General features: G+C 56.6%; 20 protein-coding genes. 12 read left to right on the top strand and 8 right to left on the bottom strand.

Features of this window, described 5'->3' with window-relative positions:
* Window positions 1-24: 24 nt before the first annotated feature.
* Window positions 25-1,548, bottom strand: coding sequence for a YifB family Mg chelatase-like AAA ATPase (locus H0S68_RS23675; protein WP_410529052.1), 1,524 nt, complete (start codon window positions 1,546-1,548; stop codon window positions 25-27).
* A 341-nt stretch (window positions 1,549-1,889) separates the two neighbouring features.
* Between H0S68_RS23675 and H0S68_RS23670 the strand changes: the two genes are divergently transcribed.
* The 8 genes from H0S68_RS23670 (at window position 1,890) to H0S68_RS23635 (ending at window position 10,566) form a co-directional block, all read left to right on the top strand.
* Window positions 1,890-3,122: an MFS transporter gene (locus H0S68_RS23670; protein WP_020837491.1), complete on the top strand. Its 1,233-nt coding sequence runs from the start codon at window positions 1,890-1,892 to the stop codon at window positions 3,120-3,122.
* A gap of 133 nt (window positions 3,123-3,255) precedes the next feature.
* Window positions 3,256-3,354, top strand: a complete 99-nt coding sequence (gene ilvL, locus H0S68_RS23665) for an ilv operon leader peptide (RefSeq protein WP_015962288.1) — start codon at window positions 3,256-3,258, stop codon at window positions 3,352-3,354.
* Between the two features lie 142 nt (window positions 3,355-3,496).
* Window positions 3,497-5,143: an acetolactate synthase 2 catalytic subunit gene (ilvG, locus tag H0S68_RS23660; RefSeq protein ID WP_020837490.1), complete on the top strand. Its 1,647-nt coding sequence runs from the start codon at window positions 3,497-3,499 to the stop codon at window positions 5,141-5,143.
* A complete protein-coding gene (gene ilvM, locus H0S68_RS23655) occupies window positions 5,140-5,397 on the top strand; it encodes an acetolactate synthase 2 small subunit (RefSeq protein ID WP_020837489.1) in 258 nt (85 codons plus the stop codon). The genes ilvG and ilvM overlap by 4 nt, the downstream gene beginning before the upstream one ends.
* A 22-nt stretch (window positions 5,398-5,419) precedes the next feature.
* The gene (gene ilvE / locus H0S68_RS23650; protein WP_410529051.1) at window positions 5,420-6,346 is read left to right on the top strand and encodes a branched-chain-amino-acid transaminase; all 927 of its coding nucleotides are present in this window, start codon (window positions 5,420-5,422) and stop codon (window positions 6,344-6,346) included.
* 96 nt (window positions 6,347-6,442) lie between these two features.
* Window positions 6,443-8,293, top strand: coding sequence for a dihydroxy-acid dehydratase (gene ilvD / locus H0S68_RS23645; RefSeq protein ID WP_048762615.1), 1,851 nt, complete (start codon window positions 6,443-6,445; stop codon window positions 8,291-8,293).
* A 5-nt stretch (window positions 8,294-8,298) separates the two neighbouring features.
* Window positions 8,299-9,843 (top strand): threonine ammonia-lyase, biosynthetic, encoded by a 1,545-nt coding sequence (gene ilvA / locus H0S68_RS23640; RefSeq protein WP_041415091.1) that lies wholly within the window; start codon window positions 8,299-8,301, stop codon window positions 9,841-9,843.
* 21 nt (window positions 9,844-9,864) lie between these two features.
* The gene (locus H0S68_RS23635; RefSeq protein WP_020837483.1) at window positions 9,865-10,566 is read left to right on the top strand and encodes a DUF2461 domain-containing protein; all 702 of its coding nucleotides are present in this window, start codon (window positions 9,865-9,867) and stop codon (window positions 10,564-10,566) included.
* 116 nt (window positions 10,567-10,682) lie between these two features.
* Here the strand turns inward: H0S68_RS23635 and ilvY are convergent, their stop codons facing one another.
* Window positions 10,683-11,582, bottom strand: coding sequence for an HTH-type transcriptional activator IlvY (gene ilvY, locus H0S68_RS23630; protein WP_020837481.1), 900 nt, complete (start codon window positions 11,580-11,582; stop codon window positions 10,683-10,685).
* A 168-nt stretch (window positions 11,583-11,750) separates the two neighbouring features.
* Between ilvY and ilvC the strand changes: the two genes are divergently transcribed.
* Window positions 11,751-13,226, top strand: coding sequence for a ketol-acid reductoisomerase (ilvC, locus tag H0S68_RS23625; protein ID WP_046374902.1), 1,476 nt, complete (start codon window positions 11,751-11,753; stop codon window positions 13,224-13,226).
* A 348-nt stretch (window positions 13,227-13,574) separates the two neighbouring features.
* On the opposite strand, the gene H0S68_RS23620 is transcribed toward ilvC, so the two are convergent.
* The gene (locus H0S68_RS23620; protein WP_128865710.1) at window positions 13,575-14,507 is read right to left on the bottom strand and encodes a sugar kinase; all 933 of its coding nucleotides are present in this window, start codon (window positions 14,505-14,507) and stop codon (window positions 13,575-13,577) included.
* Window positions 14,508-14,672: 165 nt separating this feature from the next.
* A complete protein-coding gene (locus tag H0S68_RS23615) occupies window positions 14,673-14,876 on the bottom strand; it encodes a 2-hydroxymuconate tautomerase family protein (RefSeq protein WP_020837477.1) in 204 nt (67 codons plus the stop codon).
* Between the two features lie 146 nt (window positions 14,877-15,022).
* Between H0S68_RS23615 and pdeH the strand changes: the two genes are divergently transcribed.
* Window positions 15,023-15,808 carry a cyclic-guanylate-specific phosphodiesterase gene (gene pdeH, locus H0S68_RS23610; protein ID WP_410529050.1) on the top strand — a complete coding sequence of 262 codons (786 nt, stop codon included), beginning with the start codon at window positions 15,023-15,025 and terminating at the stop codon, window positions 15,806-15,808.
* Window positions 15,809-15,906: 98 nt separating this feature from the next.
* Complete coding sequence (locus tag H0S68_RS23605; protein ID WP_217331861.1) at window positions 15,907-17,940, top strand: AsmA family protein; 2,034 nt, start codon at window positions 15,907-15,909, stop codon at window positions 17,938-17,940.
* Window positions 17,941-17,969: 29 nt separating this feature from the next.
* Here H0S68_RS23605 and H0S68_RS23600 read toward each other — a convergent pair whose 3' ends face one another.
* The 3 genes from H0S68_RS23600 to yhjD all read right to left on the bottom strand — a co-directional run bounded on the left by H0S68_RS23600 (window position 17,970) and on the right by yhjD (window position 21,507).
* A complete protein-coding gene (locus H0S68_RS23600) occupies window positions 17,970-18,728 on the bottom strand; it encodes a CDP-diacylglycerol diphosphatase (RefSeq protein ID WP_142816230.1) in 759 nt (252 codons plus the stop codon).
* A gap of 108 nt (window positions 18,729-18,836) precedes the next feature.
* Complete coding sequence (locus tag H0S68_RS23595) at window positions 18,837-20,159, bottom strand: MFS transporter (protein WP_020837472.1); 1,323 nt, start codon at window positions 20,157-20,159, stop codon at window positions 18,837-18,839.
* 328 nt (window positions 20,160-20,487) lie between these two features.
* Window positions 20,488-21,507: an inner membrane protein YhjD gene (gene yhjD, locus H0S68_RS23590; protein ID WP_020837471.1), complete on the bottom strand. Its 1,020-nt coding sequence runs from the start codon at window positions 21,505-21,507 to the stop codon at window positions 20,488-20,490.
* Between the two features lie 339 nt (window positions 21,508-21,846).
* Between yhjD and H0S68_RS23585 the strand changes: the two genes are divergently transcribed.
* Window positions 21,847-22,713: a crotonase/enoyl-CoA hydratase family protein gene (locus H0S68_RS23585; RefSeq protein ID WP_020837470.1), complete on the top strand. Its 867-nt coding sequence runs from the start codon at window positions 21,847-21,849 to the stop codon at window positions 22,711-22,713.
* Window positions 22,714-22,729: 16 nt separating this feature from the next.
* Here H0S68_RS23585 and pdeR read toward each other — a convergent pair whose 3' ends face one another.
* A complete protein-coding gene (gene pdeR, locus H0S68_RS23580; RefSeq protein WP_046374906.1) occupies window positions 22,730-24,724 on the bottom strand; it encodes a cyclic di-GMP phosphodiesterase in 1,995 nt (664 codons plus the stop codon).
* Window positions 24,725-25,269 lie beyond the last annotated feature (545 nt).

The raw sequence follows: 25,269 nt of genomic DNA, 5'->3' as shown, positions 1-25,269 counted from the left end.
TAATGGGGCCTTTGGGCCCCATTATTATTCAAGGCTGCGGTGCAGCTGCAGTAGCAGGCGATCCATACTGCGGTAGCCAAGCGCTTCACTCAAGTGTCGCTTATCAATAGTCCGATCTCCTGCCAAATCCGCCAGCGTGCGAGCCACTTTCAGGATCCGCTGCCAGGCGCGAACCGATAATCCCAACCTGTTTAACGTCGCTTCAAGAAAATCCGCGTCCGCGTCGTTAAGTCGACAATCCCGTTCGACCTCATGATTGTTCAGCAGGGCATTAATCTTCCCCGCTCGACTGAGCTGCCTTTCACGCGCCAACAGCACTCGTTCCCGTACCTGAGCGCTGTTTTCACCGGCAATGCGCTTTTTGCTAAGCAAGCCTGGTGGCAACAATGGCACCTCAATCGAGAGATCGAAACGATCGAGAAAGGGCCCTGAAAGCCGCCCCAGATAGCGCAGGACCTGCTGTGGCGATACGCGGTTATGCATGCCCTGGTAATGCCCGGTAGGGCTGGGGTTCATGGCGGCGATCAGCTGTACCCGTGCCGGGAAGCAGACTTTGGCGCTGGCGCGTGAAACCACGATCTCGCCGGACTCCAGCGGTTCGCGCAGCGCATCCAGTACCCGCCTTTCGAATTCGGGCAGTTCATCCAGAAACAGGACACCATTGTGCGCCATGGAAATTTCACCCGGCCTCGGCAGCGAACCCCCGCCGACCAGAGCGGCCATCGAGGCGCTATGGTGCGGTGCGCGAAACGGCCGCTGTCGCCACGGCAGCGCTTGCGCAGCATGATGCAGCAGGCTGGCCACCGCGATGCTTTCCAGTGCTTCCTGATCGGTCAGCGGCGGGAGAAGGCCATTCAGGCGGCTGGCCAACATGGTTTTCCCGGTCCCTGGCGGGCCAACCAGCAGCAGGTTGTGGCCACCGGCCGCGGCGATTTCCAGCGCGCGCTTTGCCTGTTCCTGACCCAGAATATCCTGCAGATCGGCCGGTTCGGGCGCGTTGTTCATTGCCGGCGGCGCATGGGCTACCGGTAAATCCTCTTTACCCAACACAAAGGCGCACACCTCCAACAGGTGGTCCGCCACCAGGGTTTTGCTCTGCGTAATTAGCCCCACCTCCGGCCCATTGGCGGCCGCCAAAACCAATTGCCGTCCTGACTCCATGGCGGCCAGCGCGGCGGGGATGGCTCCGCTGACGCCCCGTAGAGCGCCAGATAATGCCAGTTCGCCAAGGAATTCATAGTGAGCCAGCTTATCGGCTGGCAGCTGTTCGGAAGCCGCCAGGATAGCCAGCGCAATCGGTAGATCATAGCGACCGCCTTCCTTGGGCAGATCGGCCGGTGCCAGATTGACGGTAATACGCCGTGCGGGAAAGGTGAAACCGTTATTGATCAAGGCGCTGCGCACTCGATCACGCGCCTCTTTAACCGTAGTTTCCGGCAGGCCGACCATCGTCAGGCCGGGCAGCCCATTGCTGATATGCACTTCCACCGTAACCGAAGGGGCCTGAACACCCAGTGTGGCCCGGGTATAGATCACTGCCAGTGACATATTGCTCTCCTTGCTGAAGGCAACATGATGCGGGATGTGTTGCGACGTCGCGCTTTACCCTTGGAATATTTGCGCGATAAGCCGTAATTAAAATTATTGGTTTCAGATAGATAGCCGTTTTTTGTGCAGGGCTTCGCAAAGGGCGGCAATACCCCTTAACAATTACGCGAACGCTGCAACACATTAGCAGGCTAACCATGTTGCGACCGGAGGGGAAATGGGTGTATTTAACAATTGATTAAAATAAAAATCACCTAGTTAACACAATCCGACCGCCGCTGCATTCTGCTGCGGCAGCCGCTAAACCTCATGACTTCGTACTCTACGGTAGGGATAACATTATGTTTGGTTGGACACCGCTGCAACGCAATGCAGCTATCGCCAGCTTTTCAAGCTGGACGCTTGATGCTTTCGATTTCTTCGTGCTGGTCTTTCTGCTCAGCGATATCGCGCAATCTTTCCATGTCGGTATGGAAGAGGTCACGCTGGCGATCCTGCTGACGCTGGCGGTACGCCCGATTGGTGCGCTGATCTTTGGCCGTGCGGCGGAAAAATATGGCCGCAAACCGATTTTGATGCTGAATATCGTGTTCTTCTCGGTGTTTGAACTGCTGTCCGCGGCGGCACCCTCGTTGACGATATTCCTGCTGCTGCGGGTACTGTACGGCGTGGCGATGGGCGGGATCTGGGGTGTGGCCTCATCGCTGGCGATGGAAACCATTCCCGATCGTTCGCGTGGCCTGATGTCGGGGATTTTCCAGGCCGGCTACCCCTTTGGTTATCTGTTGGCGGCGGTAGTGTATGGCCTGCTGTTTGAAATTATCGGCTGGCGCGGCATGTTCGTGATCGGCGCGGCACCCATTTTATTGCTGCCGTTTATTTACTACTGCGTGCAGGAATCGCCGGTGTGGCTGGCGGCCCGAGAACGCAAGGAAAGCAGCGCATTGCTGCCAGTGCTGAAGAGCCATTGGAAGCTGTGCGGCTACCTGGTGCTGCTGATGGCGGCGTTCAATTTCTTCTCGCACGGCACTCAGGATATGTATCCGGTGTTTTTGAAAGTTCAGCACGGTTTCGACCCTAAAACCGTCAGTATCATTGCCATTAGCTACAATATTGCGTCAATCATTGGTGGCGTTTTCTTTGGGGCACTGTCGGAAAAAATCGGCCGTAAGAAGGCGATCATCATTGCCGCCTTGCTGGCGTTGCCGGTGATCCCGCTGTGGGCGTTTTCCAGCGGTTCGCTGATGCTGGGGATTGGCGCATTCCTGATGCAGTTCATGGTGCAGGGGGCCTGGGGCGTGGTGCCGACTTACCTTACCGAATTGGTGCCGGCCAATACCCGCGCGGTACTGCCGGGGTTTGTTTATCAATTGGGTAATCTGATTGCTTCGGTCAACGCCACGCTGCAAGCGACGATAGCCGAGCATCATGGCCATAATTATGGGCTGGCAATGGCGATTATTGCCGGTACGGTGGCGATCGTGATTGCGTTGTTGGTGTTCTTCGGCAAGGACACGCGCGGTAAAGCGATCTCGGGTGCCGTGAAGTCCTCAGGCGTGCAGGCTAACGTTTGAATACCGGACATTTTGCGCGAGGTATGACCAGATTGCGCCGAATAATAACGCAAAAAAAGTGTTGTCATGCCGCGCGGGACTATGGTAACTCTGTAGGTATTAGTTCGAAACGAGCACAGTGAACAAACCCATTATGAAAGCCTTTGCCCAAGTGATTAGCCTAGTCGTGATTAGCGTGGTGGTGATTATTATCCCACCGTGCGGGGCTGCACTTGGACGAAGAATGGCTTAGAAAACAAGCCGGAATCGCAAGAGAACCCCCGCACCGAAAGGTCCGGGGGTTTTTTATTGGCAAGAGAAAAGTGAAGCGAGGATAAGAATATGAATAACAGAACAAAATCCTGCAGTTGTCGAAGTAAGGCGGGGAAATAACTATGAACGGGGCTCAGTGGGTAGTACAAGCATTGCGTGCACAGGGAGTTGATAAGGTATTCGGCTATCCAGGTGGCGCAATCATGCCGGTCTACGATGCATTGTATGACGGTGGGGTAGAACACCTACTGTGCCGCCACGAACAAGGCGCCGCAATGGCTGCCATTGGTTATGCCCGCGCAACCGGCAAAGTCGGTGTTTGTATCGCCACCTCTGGTCCCGGTGCCACCAATTTGATCACCGGCCTGGCCGATGCGCTGCTGGATTCGGTTCCGGTAGTGGCCATCACCGGCCAGGTGGGTTCCGCGCTGATTGGCACCGATGCCTTTCAGGAGATCGATGTTCTCGGCCTGTCTCTGGCCTGCACCAAACACAGCTTCCTGGTGGAATCACTGGACGCGCTGCCGGGCATCATGGCAGAAGCCTTTGCCATCGCCTGTAGCGGCCGCCCTGGCCCGGTGCTGATCGACATCCCGAAAGACATCCAACTGGCCCACGGCGAGCTGCACCCGCACCTGGTGCCGGTCGTCGAAGAGTTGCATTACCCGGCGGCGGAGGTGGCGCAGGCCGCCGAGTTGCTGGCGCAGGCTCACAAACCGATGTTATACATCGGCGGCGGCGTAGGCATGGCGCAGGCGGTACCGGCACTGCGTGAGTTTATCGCGGTGACTCAAATGCCCAACGTTGTCACGCTGAAAGGGTTGGGCGCGGCGGATGCTGCTCACCCGTATTACCTCGGTATGCTGGGCATGCACGGTACCAAGGGCGCCAACCTGGCGGTGCAGGAGTGCGATCTGCTGATCGCTGTCGGCGCGCGTTTCGACGATCGCGTGACCGGGAAACTGAATGCGTTTGCGCCGCATGCAAAAGTGATCCACATGGATATCGATCCGGCGGAAATGAGCAAATTGCGTCAGGCACACGTCGCGCTGGAGGGCGACTTGAAGGCCTTGCTGCCGGCGTTGCAGCAGCCGCTGAAGATTGCCGCCTGGCAGCAGCGGGTGGTTGAGCTGAAGGAAGCCCACACCTGGCGTTATGATCATCCGGGCCAGCCGATCTACGCGCCGCTGTTGTTGAAACAGCTGTCCGAGCGCAAGCCGGCCAACAGCGTGGTGACTACCGACGTGGGCCAGCACCAGATGTGGAGTGCGCAGCACATGACCTTCGAGCGCCCGGAGAATTTCATCACTTCCAGCGGTCTGGGCACTATGGGGTTCGGCGTGCCGGCCGCGGTTGGCGCCCAGATGGCGCGCCCTGAGGATACGGTGATCTGCGTATCGGGCGACGGTTCCTTCATGATGAACGTACAGGAACTGGGCACCATAAAACGCAAACAGCTGCCGCTGAAAATCGTATTACTGGATAACCAGCGTTTAGGCATGGTTCGCCAGTGGCAGCAGCTGTTTTTTGACGGGCGTTACAGCGAAACCAATCTCTCCGATAACCCCGATTTCCTGATGTTGGCCAACGCCTTTGGCATTCCCGGCCAGCGTATCACCCGTAAAGACCAGGTGGCAGACGCGCTCGACGCCTTATTCAACAGCGAAGGGCCTTACCTGCTGCACGTGTCGATCGATGAACTCGAAAACGTCTGGCCGCTGGTGCCGCCGGGTGCCGGTAACGAAACCATGTTGGAGAAAATCTCATGATGCAGCATCAACTCTCAATCCAGGCCCGTTTTCGCCCTGAAATGTTAGAGCGCGTATTGCGCGTCGTGCGTCATCGTGGCTTTCAGGTTTGTGCTATGAATATGGTTTCGGCGTCAAATACCGACAAGATTAATATTGAATTGACCGTTGCCAGCCAGCGCCCGGTGGATCTACTGTCATCTCAGTTGAGCAAACTGATGGACGTCTCCTGCGTTGAGATCCAACAGCAAACATCACAACAAATAAGCGCCTGATGCGTGAGAAGGATAAAGAACAATGACGAAGAAAGCCGATTACATTTGGTTCAATGGTGAGATGGTTCCCTGGGCTGACGCCAAAGTGCACGTGATGTCGCATGCGCTGCACTACGGCACTTCGGTGTTTGAAGGCGTTCGTTGCTATGACTCCCATAAAGGCCCGGTGGTGTTCCGTCACCGCGAGCATATGCAACGCCTGCACGACTCGGCAAAAATCTACCGCATGCCGGTATCACAAAGCGTTGATGAGCTGATGGAAGCCTGTCGCGCTACGCTGCGTAAAAACAACCTGGTCAGCGCTTATATTCGCCCGCTGGTGTTTGTGGGCGACGTCGGCATGGGGGTTAACCCGCCGGCCGGCTACAAGACAGACGTGATTATCGCGGCGTTTCCTTGGGGCGCGTACCTGGGTGAAGAGGCGCTGGAGCAAGGCATCGATGCGATGGTTTCGTCCTGGCACCGCGTGGCGCCAAATACCATCCCCACCGCGGCCAAAGCCGGTGGTAACTACCTTTCCTCCCTGCTGGTGGGCAGCGAAGCGCGCCGCCACGGTTATCAGGAAGGGATTGCGCTCGACGTGCACGGCTATATTTCCGAAGGGGCAGGCGAGAACCTGTTTGAAGTGAAAGACGGCGTGTTGTTCACCCCGCCGTTCACCTCTTCCGCGCTGCCGGGCATTACCCGCGACGCCATCATCAAACTGGCGAGAGACATGGGCTTCGAAGTGCGTGAGCAGGTGCTGTCCCGCGAATCGCTGTACCTGGCCGACGAAGTGTTCATGTCCGGCACCGCGGCGGAAATCACCCCGGTGCGCAGCGTCGACGGCATCCAGGTCGGCATTGGCAAATGTGGCCCGGTGACCAAACAAATTCAACAGGCGTTCTTTGGCCTGTTTACCGGCAAGACCGAAGACAAATACGGCTGGCTGGATCCGGTAAACCCATAAATAACGACGTTACCTGTTAGGGTAAAACGACAGACAGACAAGAATATCCAGGCGGTTCGTTCGCCGCCTGTAATAAATACATTTGGAGTGAAGAGCATGCCTAAGTACCGTTCCGCCACCACCACCCACGGCCGCAACATGGCGGGTGCCCGCGCATTATGGCGCGCGACCGGAATGACCGACGACGATTTTGGCAAACCCATTATTGCGGTGGTCAACTCTTTTACCCAGTTCGTTCCGGGCCATGTGCATCTGCGTGATTTGGGCAAGCTGGTTGCAGAACAGATCGAAGCCTCAGGCGGCGTTGCCAAAGAGTTCAACACCATTGCGGTGGATGACGGTATCGCCATGGGCCACGGCGGTATGCTCTATTCCTTGCCGTCACGCGAACTGATCGCCGACTCGGTGGAATACATGGTGAATGCCCACTGCGCGGATGCGATGGTGTGCATTTCCAACTGCGACAAAATCACCCCGGGCATGCTGATGGCGTCATTGCGCCTGAACATTCCGGTGATCTTCGTTTCCGGCGGCCCGATGGAGGCCGGTAAAACCAAGCTCTCCAATCAAATCATCAAGCTGGATCTGGTGGACGCAATGATCCAGGGGGCTAACCCGAACGTCAGCGACGCCGACAGCGAACAAATCGAACGCTCCGCCTGCCCGACCTGCGGTTCCTGTTCCGGCATGTTCACCGCCAACTCAATGAACTGTTTGACCGAAGCGCTGGGCCTGTCGCAACCGGGCAACGGCTCGCTGCTGGCGACCCATGCCGACCGTAAGGATCTGTTCCTCAACGCAGGTAAACGCATCGTTGCCCTGACCAAGCGCTATTACGAACAGGACGATGAAAGCGCACTGCCGCGCAGCATCGCCAACAAGGCGGCGTTTGAAAACGCCATGACGCTGGATATCGCCATGGGCGGCTCGACCAACACCGTGCTGCACCTGTTGGCTGCAGCGCAGGAGGGCGAAATTGATTTCACCATGGAAGATATCGACCGCCTGTCACGCAAGGTACCGCACCTGTGTAAAGTGGCGCCAAGCACCCCGAAATACCATATGGAAGACGTGCACCGTGCCGGTGGCGTGCTGGCGATCCTCGGTGAGCTGGATCGCGCAGGCCTGTTGAACCGCGATGTGAACAACATACTGGGCCTGACCCTGCCACAGACGCTGGAGCGGTATGACATCATGCTGACCAAAGATGAGGCGGTGAAAAAAATGTTCCGCGCCGGCCCGGCGGGCATTCGTACCACCCAGGCGTTCTCGCAGGACTGCCGCTGGGATACGCTGGACGACGATCGCGCAGAGGGCTGTATCCGCTCGCTGGAAAATGCGTTCAGCCAGGATGGCGGCTTGGCCGTGCTGTACGGCAACATGGCGCAGGACGGCAGCATCGTTAAGACCGCCGGCGTCGATAAAGACAACCTGACCTTCCGCGGTCCGGCCAAAGTGTACGAAAGCCAGGACTCGGCGGTGGACGCTATCCTCGGCGGCAAAGTGGTTGCCGGTGACGTGGTGGTGATCCGCTACGAAGGGCCGAAAGGCGGGCCGGGCATGCAGGAAATGCTTTACCCAACCACCTACCTGAAATCCATGGGCCTGGGCAAAGCCTGTGCGCTGATCACCGACGGACGTTTTTCCGGCGGCACCTCGGGCCTGTCAATCGGCCACGTTTCACCGGAAGCGGGCAGCGGCGGCCTGATTGCGCTGATCGAAGATGGCGACATGATCGACATCAATATTCCTCAACGCAGCATGGTGCTGGACGTTTCGGACAGCGAACTGGCGGCACGCCGTGAAGTTGAGCTGGCACGTGGCGATCGCGCCTGGACACCGAAAAACCGTGAGCGTCAGGTTTCCTTGGCGCTGCGTGCCTATGCCATGTTGGCAACCAGCGCTGACAAAGGTGCAGTACGCGACAAGAGCAAGCTGGGAGGCTAAGCATCATGGCGGTATCGCAACCCCTACCCGACGCCCCCTGCGGCGCGGAGTATTTGCGAGCGGTGCTCCGCTCGCCGGTATACGAGGTGGCTCAGGTCACTCCGTTACAGGCCATGAGCAAAATTTCTTCGCGCCTCGGCAACACCATTCTGGTGAAGCGCGAAGATCGTCAGCCGGTGCACAGCTTCAAGCTGCGCGGGGCCTATGCCATGATCGCCAGCCTGAACGAAGAGCAGAAAGCGCGCGGCGTGGTAACGGCTTCGGCCGGCAACCATGCGCAGGGCGTGGCCTACTCCGGAAAACGTCTGGGGATCAAAACGCTGATCGTCATGCCGGTGTCCACCGCAGACATCAAAGTGGATGCGGTACGCGGTTTCGGCGGCGAAGTACTGTTGCACGGCGCCAACTTTGATGAAGCCAAGGCCAGGGCAATTGAGCTTTCGCACAAGCAGGGCATGACCTTCGTTCCCCCGTTCGATCACCCAACGGTGATCGCCGGGCAGGGCACGTTGGCGATGGAGCTTCTGCAACAGGACGCGCATCTCGACCGGGTGTTTGTTCCGGTTGGCGGTGGTGGTCTGGCGGCGGGTGTTGCGGTGTTAATCAAACAGCTGATGCCGCAGATCAAAGTGATCGGCGTGGAGGCGGAAGACTCCGCCTGCCTGCGCGCGGCGCTGGATGCCGGGCATCCGGTAGATTTGGCGCGAGTCGGACTGTTTGCCGAAGGCGTGGCGGTGAAGCGCATCGGTGATGAAACCTTCCGCCTGTGCCGGGAATATCTGGACGACGTGATCACCGTCGACAGCGACGCTATCTGCGCGGCGGTCAAAGATTTGTTTGAAGACGTGCGTGCCATTGCCGAACCCTCCGGCGCGCTGGCACTGGCCGGGCTGAAGAAATACGTTCAGCAGCACAACATCCAGGGCGAGCGTCTGGCGCACGTGCTGTCCGGTGCCAACCTGAACTTCCACGGCTTGCGTTATGTATCTGAACGCTGCGAATTGGGCGAACAACGCGAAGCCCTGCTGGCAGTGACCATTCCTGAGCAGAAAGGCAGCTTCCTGAAGTTTTGCCAACTGCTGGGCGGCCGGTCGGTGACCGAGTTCAACTACCGTTACGCCGATGCGGACAACGCGTGCATCTTCGTCGGTGTCCGCCTGACGCGTGGCCATGCCGAACGTCTGGAAATCATCGACGAGCTGAACGCCGACGGTTATCAGGTGGTGGATCTGTCCGATGACGAAATGGCCAAACTGCATGTGCGATACATGGTCGGTGGGCGTCCTTCGAAACCCCTGCGCGAGCGGCTGTACAGCTTTGAGTTCCCGGAGTCGCCGGGCGCGCTGCTGAAGTTCCTGCAAACTCTGGGCACCCATTGGAACATCTCGCTGTTCCATTACCGCAGCCACGGCACCGATTTTGGCCGCGTGTTGGCCGGTTTTGAGCTGTCGCAGACCGAACCTGAGTTTGAGCAGCATTTGCAGGCGCTGGGTTACGACTGCCACGATGAAACCGATAACCCGGCGTTCCGCTTCTTTTTGCAGGGCTGAGGGAACCGACAAGGACGGCGCATGACGGATAAATTTAACGGCTTTAGCCAGCAGGGCCTGAATTTTCTTCAGCAGGTGCGGATCGAGAACGACAAGGAATGGTTTGAAGGCAACCGCGGCGTTTACGATCGTGAGCTGCTGACGCCGTTCCGCTCACTGGTGGCTGAGCTTGCCCCGACGATGCTGGCGATTGATCCGCAGTTTGAAACCCGCCCGGCGATCGGTAAAACGCTGTCGCGTATACACCGCGACACGCGTTTTTCTCATGATAAATCACGTTATCGCAGCCGCATGTGGTTGACGTTCAAACGGCCGAGCAAAGACTGGAAGGATGCCCCGGTTTATTTCTTCGAACTGGGGCCGGACATGTTGCGCTATGGGCTGGGTTATTACAGTGCCAACAAGCAAACCATGGATCTGTTTCGTCATACGCTGCAGCGTCGGCCGCAGCCTTTTCTCGAGGTCGCGGCCTGTTGTCAGCCGCCGTTCGAGCTGGTGGGAGAAAGCTACAAACGCCCGCTGGTTAAAGAGCAGGCGGCAGACATTGCCACCTGGTACAACCGCAAATCTTTTGCGGTGATGGCTACCGACAGCCAGGTGGAGACGTTATTCAACGCCGGGCTGACGCAGACGCTGGCGCAAGCTTTTCAGCAGTTGGAGCCGCTTTACCATTGGTTGATGCAGGTAGAGGCGATGAAACAAGTCGATCCGGCAGATCTCTAAATACCCGTCGTCTTTCAAGCTGCAGCGTTGTTGGCTGCACTAGCTGCAACATGAAATCTTTGGGGTATTTCTATCTCGCATTTCAAATGATCGTGTTTAAAAGCAATGGTGTCGTGTTAAGGATTTTTGACCGTTAATAACAAGCGCCAGAAAGCGTCGATCAGCGGATCGCTGAGGCGTTTTTTCTGCACGCAGACGCCCAGTTCGAACGGTTCGACCATAGAGATATTTTCTAACTGTGAGATGCGGTTACGTACCGGCTCCGGGCTGTTGTCCACCACCACGCCGGGGATCAGTGCGATGCCGCAGCCCAGTGCCACCATGGAAACAATCGCCTCGTGGCCGCCGACGGTGGCGTAAATCAGCGGATTGGCGATGCGCTGGCGACGGAACCACAGCTCGATACGTTTTCGCGACGGGCCATGCTCCGGCAGGATAAACGGAATATTGGCCCAGTCGGGCTGCTCGGCAAATGCCTGGCTGCGCACGGCGCAGGGCAGCGCCGGGGCAATCAATACCAGCGGGATCTCGCCGATTTTGGTGAAGGCTACGCTGGTGGGCAGGGTTTCAGGCCGGCCGGCAATGCCCAGATCGGCTTCGTTGGACTGAACCTTATCGACGGCGTCGGCAGCGTCACCGGTGGTGAGTTTAATTTCCACCAGCGGATGTTGCGCGCGGAAGCGGTCCAGGATCGGCGGCAGGTGGCTGTAGGCGGCGGTGACCGAGCAGAACAGCCGCAGCTCGCCGCTCAGCGAAGGGCCGTGCTGGCCGAGAGAATGCTTCAGTTGCTGGTATTGCAACAGCGTCTGCTGGGCAAAGTCTTTTAGCTGCTCGCCGGCATCGGTGAGCTGCACGGTGCGGTTATCGCGTAAAAACAGCGGCTGCCCGAGGATCTCTTCCAGCCGTTGGATCTGGCGGGAAAGCGTCGACGGACTGACGTGCATCGCCTTGGCGGTGCGGCCAAAATGGTGGCTTTCGGCCAGATGAAGGAACAGCTTTAAATCACGCAAATCCATATCAGTACGCTCGCAGCAAGAGTGTTGCATAAATTGCAATATCACATTCGTAATATATCAATTTAAGCAACGCGTTTCCTGTTATACATTGAGTTTAACGAATCTCCGCACAGACAGGCGGGGAATGAAAATAACATGCAAGACACAACATCTAACTGGAGTACCACCATGGCTAACTATTTCAACACATTGAACCTGCGTCAGCAGTTGGCGCAATTGGGTAAATGCCGTTTTATGGCACGTGAAGAATTCGCTGATGAAGCCGGCTACCTGAAAGGCAAAAAAGTGGTGATTGTCGGCTGTGGCGCACAGGGCCTGAACCAAGGCTTGAACATGCGTGACTCGGGGCTGGATGTGGCTTATGCCCTGCGTAAAGAAGCTATCGACGAAAAGCGTCCTTCATGGCGTAAAGCGACCGAAAACGGCTTTAAAGTAGGGACTTACGAAGACTTGATCCCGCAGGCCGACCTGGTGGTTAACCTGACGCCGGACAAGCAGCACACCTCGGTAGTGCGTGCCGTACAGCCGCTGATGAAAGACGGCGCGGCGCTGGGCTACTCTCACGGCTTCAACATCGTTGAAGTGGGTGAGCAAGTACGTAAAGACATTACCGTGGTGATGGTTGCGCCAAAATGTCCGGGCACCGAAGTGCGTGAAGAATACAAACGTGGTTTCGGCGTACCGACCCTGATTGCGGTTCACCCGGAAAACGACCCTAAAGGTGAAGGCATGGCGATTGCCAAGGCATGGGCTGCCGCGACCGGCGGTCACCGCGCCGGCGTTCTGGAGTCTTCCTTCGTCGCTGAAGTGAAGTCTGACCTGATGGGCGAGCAGACCATTCTGTGCGGCATGCTGCAGGCGGGTTCACTGCTGTGCTTCGATAAACTGGTTGCTGAAGGTACCGACCCGGCTTATGCAGAAAAACTGATCCAGTTCGGTTGGGAAACCATCACCGAAGCGCTGAAGCAGGGCGGTATCACCCTGATGATGGACCGTCTGTCCAACCCGGCTAAACTGCGTGCTTATGCGCTGTCCGAGCAACTGAAAGAGATCATGGCGCCGCTGTTCCAGAAGCACATGGACGACATCATCTCCGGTGCCTTCTCCAGCGGCATGATGGCCGACTGGGCAGAAGATGACGTGAAGCTGCTGAACTGGCGTGAAGAGACCGGCAAGTCGGCGTTCGAAAACGCGCCGCAGTTCGAAGGCAAAATCAGCGAGCAGGAATACTTTGACCACGGCGTACTGATGGTGGCAATGGTGAAAGCCGGTGTTGAGCTGGCGTTTGAAACCATGGTTGACGCAGGTATCATCGAAGAATCCGCTTACTACGAATCACTGCACGAGCTGCCGCTGATCGCCAACACCATTGCGCGTAAGCGTCTGTACGAAATGAACGTGGTTATCTCTGATACCGCCGAGTACGGCAACTACCTGTTTGCCAATGCGGCAGTGCCATTGCTGAAAGAGTTCATGACTACCCTGCAGGCGGGTGATCTGGGCAAATCCGTGGCCGGGACTTCCGTAGATAACGCGCAACTGCGTGACGTGAACGAAGCGGTGCGCAATCACCCAATCGAATCCGTTGGCCGTAAGCTGCGTGGTTATATGACGGATATGAAACGTATCGCGGTAGCAGGCTAAATACCCGTCGTCTTTCAGGCTGTAGCGTTGTTACCTGTACTATCACACCCCAGTCGCTGACTAAGGTAAGCTCCTGGGGATGAGATAGCTTGGCGCCTGGCTACAACCTGAAATCCATAGGGTATTAAGATGGGTTTTCGAGCCCAATAAAAAGGCCAGCATTATTGCTGGCCTCAGATCGCTGACAAAGTCCTATGCAGTTAAAAGCCCTGATCTGAGGACAAATAAAAACAAAGGATTATGTCTTCTGATTTACCCCAAACATCCGAAAACCACGTTTTTCGGGTGTTTGTCATCAGACTAAGGCCAGCATTATTGCTGGCCTTTCGCATTTCTACGGAACCGGATTCATTGCGGCATGGCGGCGAGTGGGATAATGGCGCCACGATGCTGGATCACCGTGCTGGCGGTGAGATGACCGCGCTGAGCCGCCTGCACGGCATCGCCGCCGGTTAAGCGTACCGCCAGGTAACCTGCGCTGAAAGAGTCCCCGGCCGCCGTGGTATCCACTATTTTTTCTTTCGGCAGCCGTACCGCCGGGATTTCAAATTCGGTGCCTTCGGCGCTGAACACCAGGCAGGCCTCTGCCCCGCGTTTGATCACAATCTCCATTACGCCCAACTGCTGTGTGCGCTGCACCACCTGTTCCACCGGCTGTTTGCCCCACAGCAAATCCTCGTCATCCAGCGTCAGGAAGGCGATATCGGTGCAGGCCAGCACCTCGCGATAAGCCTGCTGCGTTTCTTCCCGGTTTTGCCACAGCCGCGGGCGATAGTTGTTATCGAAAATGACTTTGCCACCGTTGGCGCGGCACTGGCGCAGTAATGCCAGCAGCTTGGTGCGGCTGGCCGCGTCGAGGATCGCCACGCTGATGCCGCTAAGGTATAGATAATCGAAGTGGGCCAGTTGTTCGCATAACGTCTCCGCCTGTGGGCTGGCCAGCCAGTAACGGGCGGCGGCGTCATTGCGCCAGTAATAGAAAGTGCGTTCGCCGGCCTCATCGGTTTCGATCACGTACAGGCCCGGCAGCTTGTTTTCCAGCCGTTGAACCAGGCGCGTATTGACCTTCTCCTGTTGCCAGGCGTGCAGCATCTCATCGCTGAAACTGTCGGTGCCGAGCGCGGTAACGTAATGCACCTGCAGCGTGCTTTCTGCCACCTGGCGGGCAACGTAAACGGCGGTGTTTAGCGTATCGCCGCCAAAGCCGCGGCTAAGGTCCGCGCCTTTTTGCGACAGTTCAATCATGCATTCGCCGATCACGGCAAGATTCTGGGTGGTCATAGTCAACGAGCCCTGGCTGAAAGAAGAAGGTGAATGAATGCGAAACCCATCCAGTCTCAAGGCAAGGGGCGAGGGAGTCAACGAAAATAAAACAACGTTTTAATTTAATTATGACGACGATCGGGAAACTGAAAAATTTCCCGATCCGCAGACAAGAGTCCGCCGTTATTTAGCGGCTGCGCGCAGCTCGGTGACGCATTTGCCGCCGATACCCCAGTTGTCGGTTTCTACTTCATCGATGACGACCACGGTGGTGGCCGGATTCTTCCCCAGCGTATCCACCAGCAGTTGTGTCACGCCGGCGATCAGCTGTTTCTTTTGCTCCGCTGTCGCACCTTCACGGGTAATTTTGATATTTACGTAGGGCATGTTTTTTTCCTTGGTTTTTTGTTATCGCTATTCACTGTAGAAGGCTTTTGCCGCCGCTTAAAGTTTTATCGCCTGCTGCCGATAAACCCAGGGAAGCAATCACGCAGACTGAGCGTTTTCATGTCCCTTCGATGGCGATAGTCCCAATGACAACCAAGATGATTTCTGGTCTGCTGGCGCCATTCCTTGCCGTATGCACACATATAAAAGCACAGCATTTTTGGCGGCAATGCCGGCGGCAGTATACTTTTCAGCCGATCTACCGCACCTGTGGCACTCTGCTGGCACTCGAACTGCTGACGGCGGTGTCTCATCCTGACGCACCGGACAAACCGCTGTCGCCGGAGCACTATTTTGCTGCCCTTGACGTGCGCAAGCGCCTGCAGATCATTCAGGAACAGCTGACGTTGCTCCAGCACTGGCAGCCGTTGTTGACCCGTCACTCGTTGATGGTATCGGTCAATATCGACGGCATAGCACTGCAGGCGCTTCAGCGGCACGACGTGTTGCAACGACAGATTGCCAGCATGCCTTATCTGCGCTTCGAGCTGGTGGAGCACGCGGGAATGGCGTTGAACGGCCCGTTGCAGCAAATTGCCGGGGCCGAGCGGCTGTGGTTGGATGACTTCGGTAGCGGGTTGGCGAATTTCTCCGCCGTCAGTACCTGGCGCTATCAATACATCAAGGTGGCGCGTGAATTGTTCACCCTGCTTAAGCAGACGGAGGATGGCATTCAACTGCTCTCCACGCTGGTCAGAATAATGAACCAGCACAGCGAAGGAGTGATTGTTGAAGGGGTGGAAACCGAGCAGGAATGGCTGCTGGTGCAGCGCTCTGGTGCCCTGGCGGCGCAGGGGTACTACCTTTCCCGTCCGGCCCATTTCGACACTCTGCAAACCTTGCCCAGATTGTTTTCCGTGCCGACTGCCTGATCCTCGTCCCCTAAAGCGTGAACTCTGGCCTATCCTCGGCTAGGCTTGATAACAGTTGCTTATCAATTGTTGGCAAGTTTCGCGTTCAGGGAGCCATTATGACAAAAACAGGAAAGGCGTTCACTTGGGTGGGCGGTATTGTGCTGCTGATCATCGTCGCGTTGGTGATCTTTGCGCTGGCCTTCGACTGGAATCGCCTCAAGCCGACCATTAACGACAAGGTGTCTGCCGAGCTGCACCGTCCGTTCGCTATCCGTGGCGACTTGGGTGTGGCCTGGACGCGCGACAAAGATGAAGGCGGTTGGCGTGCCTGGGTGCCATGGCCGCATATTCATGCCGAAGATATCGTGCTGGGTAACCCGGAAAACATCCCGGGCGACACTATGGTCCAGTTGCAGCGTGTCGAAGCCAGCATCTCGCCATTGGCGTTGTTGGGCAAAGAGGTGCTGATCCCGCGTATTTGGCTGAAGCAGCCGAACGCGAGCCTGCGGCGTCTGGCCAATGGCGAGAATAACTGGACCTTTAACCTGGCCGGCGATCCCAATCAGCCCCCGTCCGACTGGACGGTGAACGTTCATGACATCGTATTCGATAAGGGTCAGATTGCTTTTAAAGACGCCACGCTGAAGGCCGATTTCCGCGCTGAGATTGACCCGCTCGGCAAACCTTTGCCGTTCAGCGAAGTGACGGGCAAAAAAGACGCCAGCAAAGCCATCACGCCTGACTATGTTTTCGGTTGGAAGGTGAAGGGGACCTATAACGGTGAGCCGCTGGCGGGCAGCGGCAAGATCGGCGGTATGCTGTCGTTACAAAGTGCCGACTTGCCATTCCCGCTGCAGGCAGATGTGCGTTCCGGCTCAACCCGGGTAGTGGTAGCAGGTACGCTGTCCGACCCGATGAACCTCGGCGGGCTGGACTTGCAGCTTAAATTCTCCGGTGACAGCCTGGGGAATCTGTATGGCCTTACCGGCGTGCTGCTGCCGAATACTCCGCCTTACTCCACCGATGGTCATCTGAGTGCTCGCCTGCACGAGAAAGGCGGAGCCGTATTCCAGTACCAAAAATTCGACGGCAAAATCGGCGACAGCGATATTCACGGTGATTTGACCTATGTCGCCAGCAAACCCCGGCCGAAGCTAAGCGGTGAGGTACTGTCGAAGCAGCTGCGCTTCGCCGATCTGGCGCCGTTGATTGGCGCGGACTCCAACACCGAAAAAGCCGGACGCGGCGAAAAAAGCCGTCAGCCGGCCGGCAAGGTGCTGCCGGTAGAAAAGTTTGAAACCCAAAGCTGGAAGGTGATGGATGCGGACGTCAAATTCACCGCCAAGCGCATTGAGCACGGCAGCTCACTGCCGCTGAGCGACCTCTATACCCATCTGCAGTTGAACAACGGCGCCATCCTGATGGATCCGCTGCGGTTCGGCGTGGCGGGCGGTAACCTCAACGCCACCCTGCGCCTCGACGGCAGCAAGAATCCGATGCAGGGTCGGGTGGATATGCACGCGCGGAAATTCCAGCTCAAGCAGCTGTTGCCGAACGTGGGATCGATGAAACGTAGCCTGGGGCAGCTGAACGGCGATGCCAAGCTCACCGGCACGGGCAACTCGGTGGCGGACTTGCTGGCGACCAGCAGCGGCGATCTGCGGATGGTGATTAACAATGGGGTTATCAGCCGTAGCCTGATGGAAATTCTCGGGCTCAACGTCGGTAACTATCTGGTAGCGCAGCTTTTTGGCGACGACGTCGTGGGCATTAACTGTGCGGCGGCGGACATCGGGATCAGCACCGGCGTGGCGGCACCGCGGCTGTTTGTGTTCGATACCGAGAACGCGATTATCAATATCAGCGGCAATACCAATCTGGCCACGGAGCGGCTGGACCTGTCCATCGATCCGGAAAGTAAGGGGATGCGCGTGCTGACGCTGCGTTCGCCGCTGTATGTGAAAGGCACCTTCGCACATCCGGACGCTGGGGTGAAGGCTGGTCCGCTGATTGCGCGCGGTGCGGCTGCGGTAGCGCTGGGCGTGGTGTTGACGCCGGCAGCGGCATTGTTGGCGCTGGTTTCGCCGAGCGAAGGCGGTGAGGAGAACCAGTGCGGACAAATTCTGCAGCAGATGAAGAAGAAAAAATGACCGTTAATGGCCCGCACTGCGGGCCATTTTTATTGCAGAACCCGGCAGTCGTGATCCTGAATTTCTTCCGCCGAGGCCAGGGTAAACGGCAGCAAACTGCGCTCGGTGGCCAGCAGCAGGAAGTCGCCGCCCGGCAAAGCGGTCATTGCCAGGCCAAAACTGCCCATGCGGCCTTCGGATCGTGGTACCCCTTCTGCCAGCAGGCGGAAAGCCCCCTGTTTTTTCAGATCACTAGCGGTGACCTTACGTACCAGATAGTCGTGCCCCAGCAAGCCGCCGGGCATGGGTTCCCACTGTTCACTGTATTCTGTCGCATATCGCGCCAACTGCGTTTTTACCGCCGGTAACAGGCAGGAGATATGAATATGCAACTGATTCTGCGTTCGGCCATATTGCGAGTTAATCGCCAGCGAAATATCGGCGTCATCAATCTCTTTGCCGTATTTATCCGCCATAAAATGCCGTGCGGCCCAGGCTTGCTCAAAGAAGTTTGGGGTGGTGGCTTCCAGCACCTGCGGGCTTTCAATGCCGGTGATTTTGGCCGTTGGCATCAGTAAATACTGCAGTGGCCCGTTGCGATCCTTAAACACCACAAAACCGGCCTGTGGGTCTACCTGCGCGCAAGGTGCTGGGTTGTTATGCGTTTGTTGGTTGGGCAGGCACTGTTGGCTGACGATACGCCATAGCGCGTTTGAATTGGAGGGTATTAGCCAGAACCAGCCAGCCAGCGCAATGGCGATCACCACCAATGGCACAACGTACCAAAACAGTCTGCGGCGCAGAGACATTATTGATTTCCATTTCTGTCAAAGAGGAAGGGTTCAGCATAGTCCGATTTTATGACAGGAGACAATACGGGAAGTGCGGCCCGCCTGATGGGGGCCGCGTAAGCGGGGTTACAGCGACTTGTCTCGGGTCTCTTTCATCAACAACAGGGCGATCAGCGTCAGGCTGGCCATGGCCGCCAGGTACAGACCGACATAGAACAGGCCGTAGTGCGTTGCCAGCCAGGTGGCGATATAAGGCGCTACCGCAGCCCCGAGGATTGACGCGACGTTATAGGAGAAGGATGCGCCGGTATAGCGCACCTCCGTCGGGAACAGCTCCGGCAGCAGCGCGCCCATCGGGCCGAAGGTCAACCCCATGATGCTCAGGCCGCACAGCAGGAAGCCCATCACCAGAGCCTGGTTTCCGGAACCCAGCATGCTCGGGAACAGGAAAGCGAAGGCGATCATCAGCAGAGTAATGACGATCATGGTCTTGCGACGGCCAAAGGCATCAGCCAGCAGACCGGCAATCGGTACCATAACGCCAAAGCCGATCACCGCCACCATCAGCATCCACAGGAAGCTGTTGCGCGAATAGCCCAAGCCCAGCGGCTGCGGCGTGGTGCCGTAGGTCATCGAGTAGACCGTCATCAGGTAGAACAGCGTATAGGTTGCCAGCATGATGAAGGTGCCGAGGATCGTCACCTTCAGGTGCTTGCTGAGCAGGGTGCCGAGCGGAATTTTCACCTGCTTGCCGGCTTTTGCCACCTTGGCGAATACCGGTGTTTCATGCAGTGACACTCGTACGTACAGCCCGATCAGCACCAGCGCGGCGGACAGAATAAACGGCACGCGCCAGCCCCATTCCATAAACTGCTGGTCAGTCAGCAACCAGGAGAGCAGCAGGAAGGTCCCGTTGGCGAAGAAGAAGCCGATAGGCGCACCCAGCTGCGGGAAGGAACCGTACAGCGCCCGTTTTCTGGCCGGGGCATTCTCGGTGGCCAGCAAGGCTGCGCCGCCCCATTCCCCGCCCAGGCCCAGACCCTGACCGAAGCGCGCCAGCGCCAGCAGGATTGGTGCGAAGATACCAATGGTTTCGTAGCTTGGCAGCAGGCCGATCAGCACGGTGGAAATCCCCATGGTCAGCAGTGAGGCGACCAGGGTCACCTTACGCCCAACGCGATCGCCGAAGTGGCCGAACAGCGCCGAACCAATAGGGCGCGCAACGAAAGCGACGGCGAAAGTGGCCAGCGACTGCAGCGTGGCGGTGGTGGGATCACCCTGTGGGAAGAAGATATGCGGGAAAACGATCACCGCAGCGGTGGCGTAAATGTAAAAATCGAAAAACTCGATAGCGGTCCCGACCAGCGAGGCGACAATCACTTTTCCGCGTGAGTTAACCGGTGTTGACGCGTCGTCGGCGTCCAGAGTTGGTGCGATGGAGGCTTGCATAATATTTCTTATATTTTGAATTTGTAAAAATCCATCTTAGTCACAGCAAAATGCCTTTTCAATGACGAAACTTTGTACAATGCGGCGATTAACCGGTTAAAAAGCTTAATGTTTCATCACTGCGTTTCTGCATAGATTTTAACGTTGCCAAATGAATGATTCGCAGACTGAACATCTGTAAAAGGTGAAAAGAAAAGTTAGGCTGTAGTTTGTTATGCTGATTCTGGCAGGTAAGTTGGTTTCTTATTAGTTTTATATGCTGGTTTAATTGCTTAAATGCAAAATAAAAAACCGGCCACATGAAAGTGGCCGGTATGATTGCGTTGATTTACGGCGCGGATTGTTCTGAGGTTGGCAGGGTTTTATCCTCTTTATATTGCGCGGTGGCGATCCAGGCGGCGCAAAACAGCGTCAGTCTGGCGAAGAAATAGAAAAACGCCATCAGCCCAATCACCGAACCAAAGGCGGCCCCGGAAGGGGATTTAGCCACCTGTGGCAGCGTCATGGTCATCACAAACTTAATCACTTCGAAACCGATAGCGGCAAGCAGCGTGCCCCGCAGCAACGCCTTTTTCTTCGGCTTATGCCGTGGCAGCATCCAGAAGATCCACAAAAACAGCAGGTAGTTGGCAAAGATGGAGATCGACAGCGCAATCAGCGTCATGGCCGGTCGCAGCCATTCTATGCCTTCCAGACCCAGCGCCTGCACGATTGCCGCCTGCGCCGAACCGGCAATGGAGGTCAACGTCAGGGTGATAATCAGCGCCACCACCAGACCGGTCAGCGAGATAAAATCGCGGGTGTATTTGAAATAGATTTTTTCCTGATCCTGCGGATTGCGCTCCCAGACGTCACGCGACTGTGCACGGATCGCCTCTCGCAGGTTGCCCATCCAACTGATCCCCGAATACAGCGCCAGCGCCAGGCCGGTCAGCCCCACGGTGGTACGTTGCTGAATGGCGGTATTGACGGTGTTTTTCAGCGTGCCGGCCAGGGTCGGATCGCTGATGCTGCCGACGATTTTATTGATCAGCCCGGTGAGCAGGTCCGGATTGGATGCCAACACAAAACCGACGGCGGCAAACGACACCATCAGAATCGGGATCAGCGAAAGAAACGAGAAATAGGTGATGGCGGCGCCGAATTGGCTGCCCAGGCGATCGTTAAAGCGCTCGGTGGCGCGCAGCAGGTGAGCGATGCTTGGCCAGGCCTTGATGCGTTCGACCAGGCGTGAAAATCCGGAAATGCGCCGGTCAAGGGTCTGGTGGCCGGTCTTGATGTCGATCAGCGGTTTTTGCGGCGCTTCACTGTTGGGCTGACGGGGGTCTTTATCTGATCCTGTAGGCATTACGTCACGATATCCTTAACGATAAATAGGCTGTCTCAATGTGATTATAGCCAAAAGGCTTGCCGTTTTGGCCGCCGGGGCCGGTAACCGGCTAATTTGTGAGCTTAGCGCGTTCACTCCCCCGGTGAAATGTTGCAGCCTGCCGATGGGTAAAATTCTTATGTCAGCCGCGTTCCAGCGCGGTTTTTTTCATTCTCCGACCTTCAATTTTTATCTGTTTCATCACCAAGAAAGCGTTTACTCATGATGTGGCGCGGCGGTTTACCAGTCGCCGCGCAACTGCAGCCGTAGGGGCTGGAACGGTTTCAACTGTTAACACGAGAGAAAATGGAAGGTCATATGAAATTACTTAATCACCCCACCTGTCGCCCGTTTACCGAAGCGGGCAATTTGACCCAGATATCCGCCTACTATGAGGAGGAACGGCACATCATGTGGATGCTGCTGCGTGCTGAACCGCGCCCTTGCTTCAATCAGGCGTTAATCGAAGACATCATGACGCTGGCGCAGGCAGCAAAAGAGTCTTCATTGCAGTTTGATTTTTGGGTCACCGGATCGCTGGTGCCCAATATGTTCAACGTCGGTGGCGATCTGCAGTTCTTTGCCGAGGCCATTAAAAACCGCAAGCGCGAGGCGATGATGGCTTACGCACGTGCCTGCATTGACTGCGTGCATGCGGCGGCGCGCGGGTTTGATACCGGTGCGGTCAGCATTGCGATGGTGGAGGGCAGCGCCCTGGGGGGCGGCTTCGAAGCGGCGTTGGCACACCATTTCGTGCTGGCACAGAACAACGCGCGGATGGGTTTTCCGGAAATTGCGTTCAACCTGTTCCCCGGCATGGGGGGATATTCGCTGGTGGCACGCAAGGCAGGTATGCGCCTGGCGGAAGAGCTAATCTGGGGGGGCGAGTCGCACACCGCTGAATGGTTTGAAAGCCGTGGCCTGGTCGATCAGTTGTTCCAGCCCGGCGATGCTTATGTGGCGACCCGCACCTTCATCGATACCATCCGGCCCAAATTGAACGGGATGCGCGCCATGCTACGCGCCCGTCAGCGGGTGCTGCAGCTCACGCGTTCGGAGCTGATGGATATTACCGAGGATTGGGTGCATTCGGCCTTCACCATCGAGGAGAAAGATCGTGCCTATATCGAGCGTCTGGTTATGCTACAAGACCGCCACACGCTAAACCTGCGTCGTGCAGGCTAACATTACCTGGCCCGCATCAGGCTGAGGAGGGATGCGGGCAATAAGATTGCAGCCAATGTTCCAACTGGTCCGGGAGCATTGGCCGCGCAAACAGAAATCCTTGTTTCTCATCCACACCGACTTCATCCAGAAACTGATTTTCGCTTTCGGTCTCTACACCTTCGGCAATCACCCGGAACCTGAGCGCTTCGGCCGCCGCGACGATGGCGCGTACCAGCGACTGCGAAACCGGATTGCAATTCACCCCACGCACGAAGCTTTTATCCAGCTTGATGGCATCCAGCGGAATGCGGGCCAACTGGGCCAAAGAAGAGTAGCCGGTGCCAAAATCATCGAGATGCACCTGCGCTCCCAGATCGCGTAACCGCGTGATCACTTCGCGGGCACGTTTTTCATCCTCAATCAGGCTGCTTTCCGTGAGTTCGAAGTCGAGCAGGCAGGGGGCCAGGTGATTGCACTGCAATACCTGAGCGAGATCTTCAACGATGGAATCATCAACCAACTGCCGTGCGGAAAGATTCACTGCCACCCGCAGATTCAAGCCTTGTCGCTGCCACTGTGCGGCCTGTCTGGCGGCGGTTTGCAGCACCCAGCGCCCGAGTGGGCCTATCAGACCGGATTCTTCGGCATAAGAGATAAACTGCAACGGTGGGATCAGGCCGCGCTCGGGTGAATCCCAACGCACCAAAGCTTCTACGCTGCACACCTTGCCGCTGAGCGCCTCGATTTTGGGCTGGTAGTACACCACCAGTTGATCTTGTTCCAACCCCTTTCGCAGGTTGGTATCCAGCCACATGTATTCCGCGACGCGTTTGTTCATTTCCGGCGAGAACACGGTATAGGTGCGTTTGCCGTGCTCTTTGGCGACGTACATGGCGGTATCAGCACTGCGGATCAGGCTGTCGAGATCGTTGCCATGTTCGGGGCATAGCGCAATGCCAATCGAACAGCCGGTATAGACCTCGATAAGGCCGATACGAAAGGGGGTCTTCAAGCGGTCGATAATGCGCTGGGCCAGCCGTTGCAGCATCTCGCGATCGGCCTGCTGGGCAAGCACCAGAAACTCATCGCCCCCCAGACGGGCCAGGGTTTGGTCTGGCGCGAGACAGCCAAGCACCGCCAACGACACCTCCACCAATAAACGGTCGCCGAACATATGGCCGTAGGCGTCATTCACTTTTTTAAAGTTGTCGAGATCGAGATACACCAGACCGACATGATTGCCGTCGCGTGCGGCGATTGCCTGGGTGATTTTGTCCTGAATGGCATTGCGATTGGGCAGGCCGGTAATAATGTCGGTATTGGCCAATACCCGCAGTCGTTCCTGAGCGCGACGCTCTTCGGTGATGTCGGTGCCGGAGCAAATCAGGAACACCTCATTTTTACCGCTGCCGCTGTGGACGAACTTGTTGCGAAACAAGAACAGCCGTTCCCCCTTCACCGTTTTGATCCAACGTTCCACCTCATAGGATGATCCGTTGCGAAAAAAACCGGCGATGTTTCGCCGCGATGCCGCCGCTTCTTCCGGGCTCATAAACAGCTGAAAGACGTTTTTACCAATAACATCATGTTCGTGCAGGCCGGTGTACTCTTCGCTCAGTCGGTTAAAGCGCTGAATACGGCCGTGCTGGTCAACAATCACAATCACCGAATTGGCTTCTGACACCACCTGTTCGGCAAAAGACAGGCCGTGTACCAGGTCGCGGGCGACCGATTGGGTGTCGCTGAAGGCCGAGGCGGTACCCGCCCATTCCTGATTATTGATCCTGCGCCCGACCAGATGCAGATGTATCGGCTCACCCCCCAGCGTGATGGTGATATCAAGGCTGGCGGTAATGCCGGTCAGACGGCGGATTTTGGCTGCCTGCATGGCGCTGAGCGCCACGGCCATATGGGTTTTGCCTTTCACTGCCGACAGCGCCAGGGCATTGCTGTCAAACGCCAACCGCCAATATGGGCTGTTGGTGCCGAAGTGGGCATTAAGAAGCATAGGGCCTTGGTCTGCGAACATGATGATTCCTCAAAATGGCACGACAGCCAGCCTGTGCGATGGGCACAGCAGCAAATTCTGGCTCGGTAGTGGCCGTAGTGCACGTATCTCCATCATATAACACGTTTTTCACGGGCAGAGGATGAAACTATTATATAACCAATAATTAGTTTTGCAGTGTAAACGTCGCGTTGCCGCCGCTGCAGAAGGCTGCGTTGCGCACCGGATCCTGACGATCTCACTGGGGGTGGATACAATCTTAAGTGTAAGTGAGAACCTGCGCTTTCGAGAGATTCGTACGATTGCTGCTTTCGATGCCGTCGTCATCTTGTTGCAGGACGGTTGCAGTGGATAAGCCTAAATTATAATAAAGACGGGCTTTGACAGGAATAACCCCATCGGGGGGAAAGCAAAATCAGGTGATCGTCAGGCCAGGGGAAACCAAAATTTCCAGATAATAAACAACATCTCCATAATTCATTCATTATTGTCGAATAAACCTGTTTCGGGCTTTAATAAATTTACACACCATCGCATTACTATATGTTTATCGGCCTATTATTATC

It is taken from the genome of Serratia sp. AXJ-M (assembly GCF_046531865.1).
In the GTDB taxonomy this organism is placed as follows: Bacteria; Pseudomonadota; Gammaproteobacteria; order Enterobacterales; family Enterobacteriaceae; genus Serratia; species Serratia liquefaciens.
This window is presented reverse-complemented; position numbering and strand designations above follow the sequence as displayed.

Excerpts from the sequence above, each read along its gene's own strand:
- H0S68_RS23675 (WP_410529052.1), bottom strand. The coding sequence starts at position 1,548 with ATGTCACTGGCAGTGATCTATACCCGGGCCACACTGGGTGTTCAGGCC.
- H0S68_RS23670 (WP_020837491.1), top strand. The coding sequence starts at position 1,890 with ATGTTTGGTTGGACACCGCTGCAACGCAATGCAGCTATCGCCAGCTTT.
- ilvL (WP_015962288.1), top strand. The coding sequence starts at position 3,256 with ATGAAAGCCTTTGCCCAAGTGATTAGCCTAGTCGTGATTAGCGTGGTG.
- ilvG (WP_020837490.1), top strand. The coding sequence starts at position 3,497 with ATGAACGGGGCTCAGTGGGTAGTACAAGCATTGCGTGCACAGGGAGTT.
- ilvM (WP_020837489.1), top strand. The coding sequence starts at position 5,140 with ATGATGCAGCATCAACTCTCAATCCAGGCCCGTTTTCGCCCTGAAATG.
- ilvE (WP_410529051.1), top strand. The coding sequence starts at position 5,420 with ATGACGAAGAAAGCCGATTACATTTGGTTCAATGGTGAGATGGTTCCC.
- ilvD (WP_048762615.1), top strand. The coding sequence starts at position 6,443 with ATGCCTAAGTACCGTTCCGCCACCACCACCCACGGCCGCAACATGGCG.
- ilvA (WP_041415091.1), top strand. The coding sequence starts at position 8,299 with ATGGCGGTATCGCAACCCCTACCCGACGCCCCCTGCGGCGCGGAGTAT.
- H0S68_RS23635 (WP_020837483.1), top strand. The coding sequence starts at position 9,865 with ATGACGGATAAATTTAACGGCTTTAGCCAGCAGGGCCTGAATTTTCTT.
- ilvY (WP_020837481.1), bottom strand. The coding sequence starts at position 11,582 with ATGGATTTGCGTGATTTAAAGCTGTTCCTTCATCTGGCCGAAAGCCAC.
- ilvC (WP_046374902.1), top strand. The coding sequence starts at position 11,751 with ATGGCTAACTATTTCAACACATTGAACCTGCGTCAGCAGTTGGCGCAA.
- H0S68_RS23620 (WP_128865710.1), bottom strand. The coding sequence starts at position 14,507 with ATGACCACCCAGAATCTTGCCGTGATCGGCGAATGCATGATTGAACTG.
- H0S68_RS23615 (WP_020837477.1), bottom strand. The coding sequence starts at position 14,876 with ATGCCCTACGTAAATATCAAAATTACCCGTGAAGGTGCGACAGCGGAG.
- pdeH (WP_410529050.1), top strand. The coding sequence starts at position 15,023 with ATGACAACCAAGATGATTTCTGGTCTGCTGGCGCCATTCCTTGCCGTA.
- H0S68_RS23605 (WP_217331861.1), top strand. The coding sequence starts at position 15,907 with ATGACAAAAACAGGAAAGGCGTTCACTTGGGTGGGCGGTATTGTGCTG.
- H0S68_RS23600 (WP_142816230.1), bottom strand. The coding sequence starts at position 18,728 with ATGTCTCTGCGCCGCAGACTGTTTTGGTACGTTGTGCCATTGGTGGTG.
- H0S68_RS23595 (WP_020837472.1), bottom strand. The coding sequence starts at position 20,159 with ATGCAAGCCTCCATCGCACCAACTCTGGACGCCGACGACGCGTCAACA.
- yhjD (WP_020837471.1), bottom strand. The coding sequence starts at position 21,507 with ATGCCTACAGGATCAGATAAAGACCCCCGTCAGCCCAACAGTGAAGCG.
- H0S68_RS23585 (WP_020837470.1), top strand. The coding sequence starts at position 21,847 with ATGAAATTACTTAATCACCCCACCTGTCGCCCGTTTACCGAAGCGGGC.
- pdeR (WP_046374906.1), bottom strand. The coding sequence starts at position 24,724 with ATGTTCGCAGACCAAGGCCCTATGCTTCTTAATGCCCACTTCGGCACC.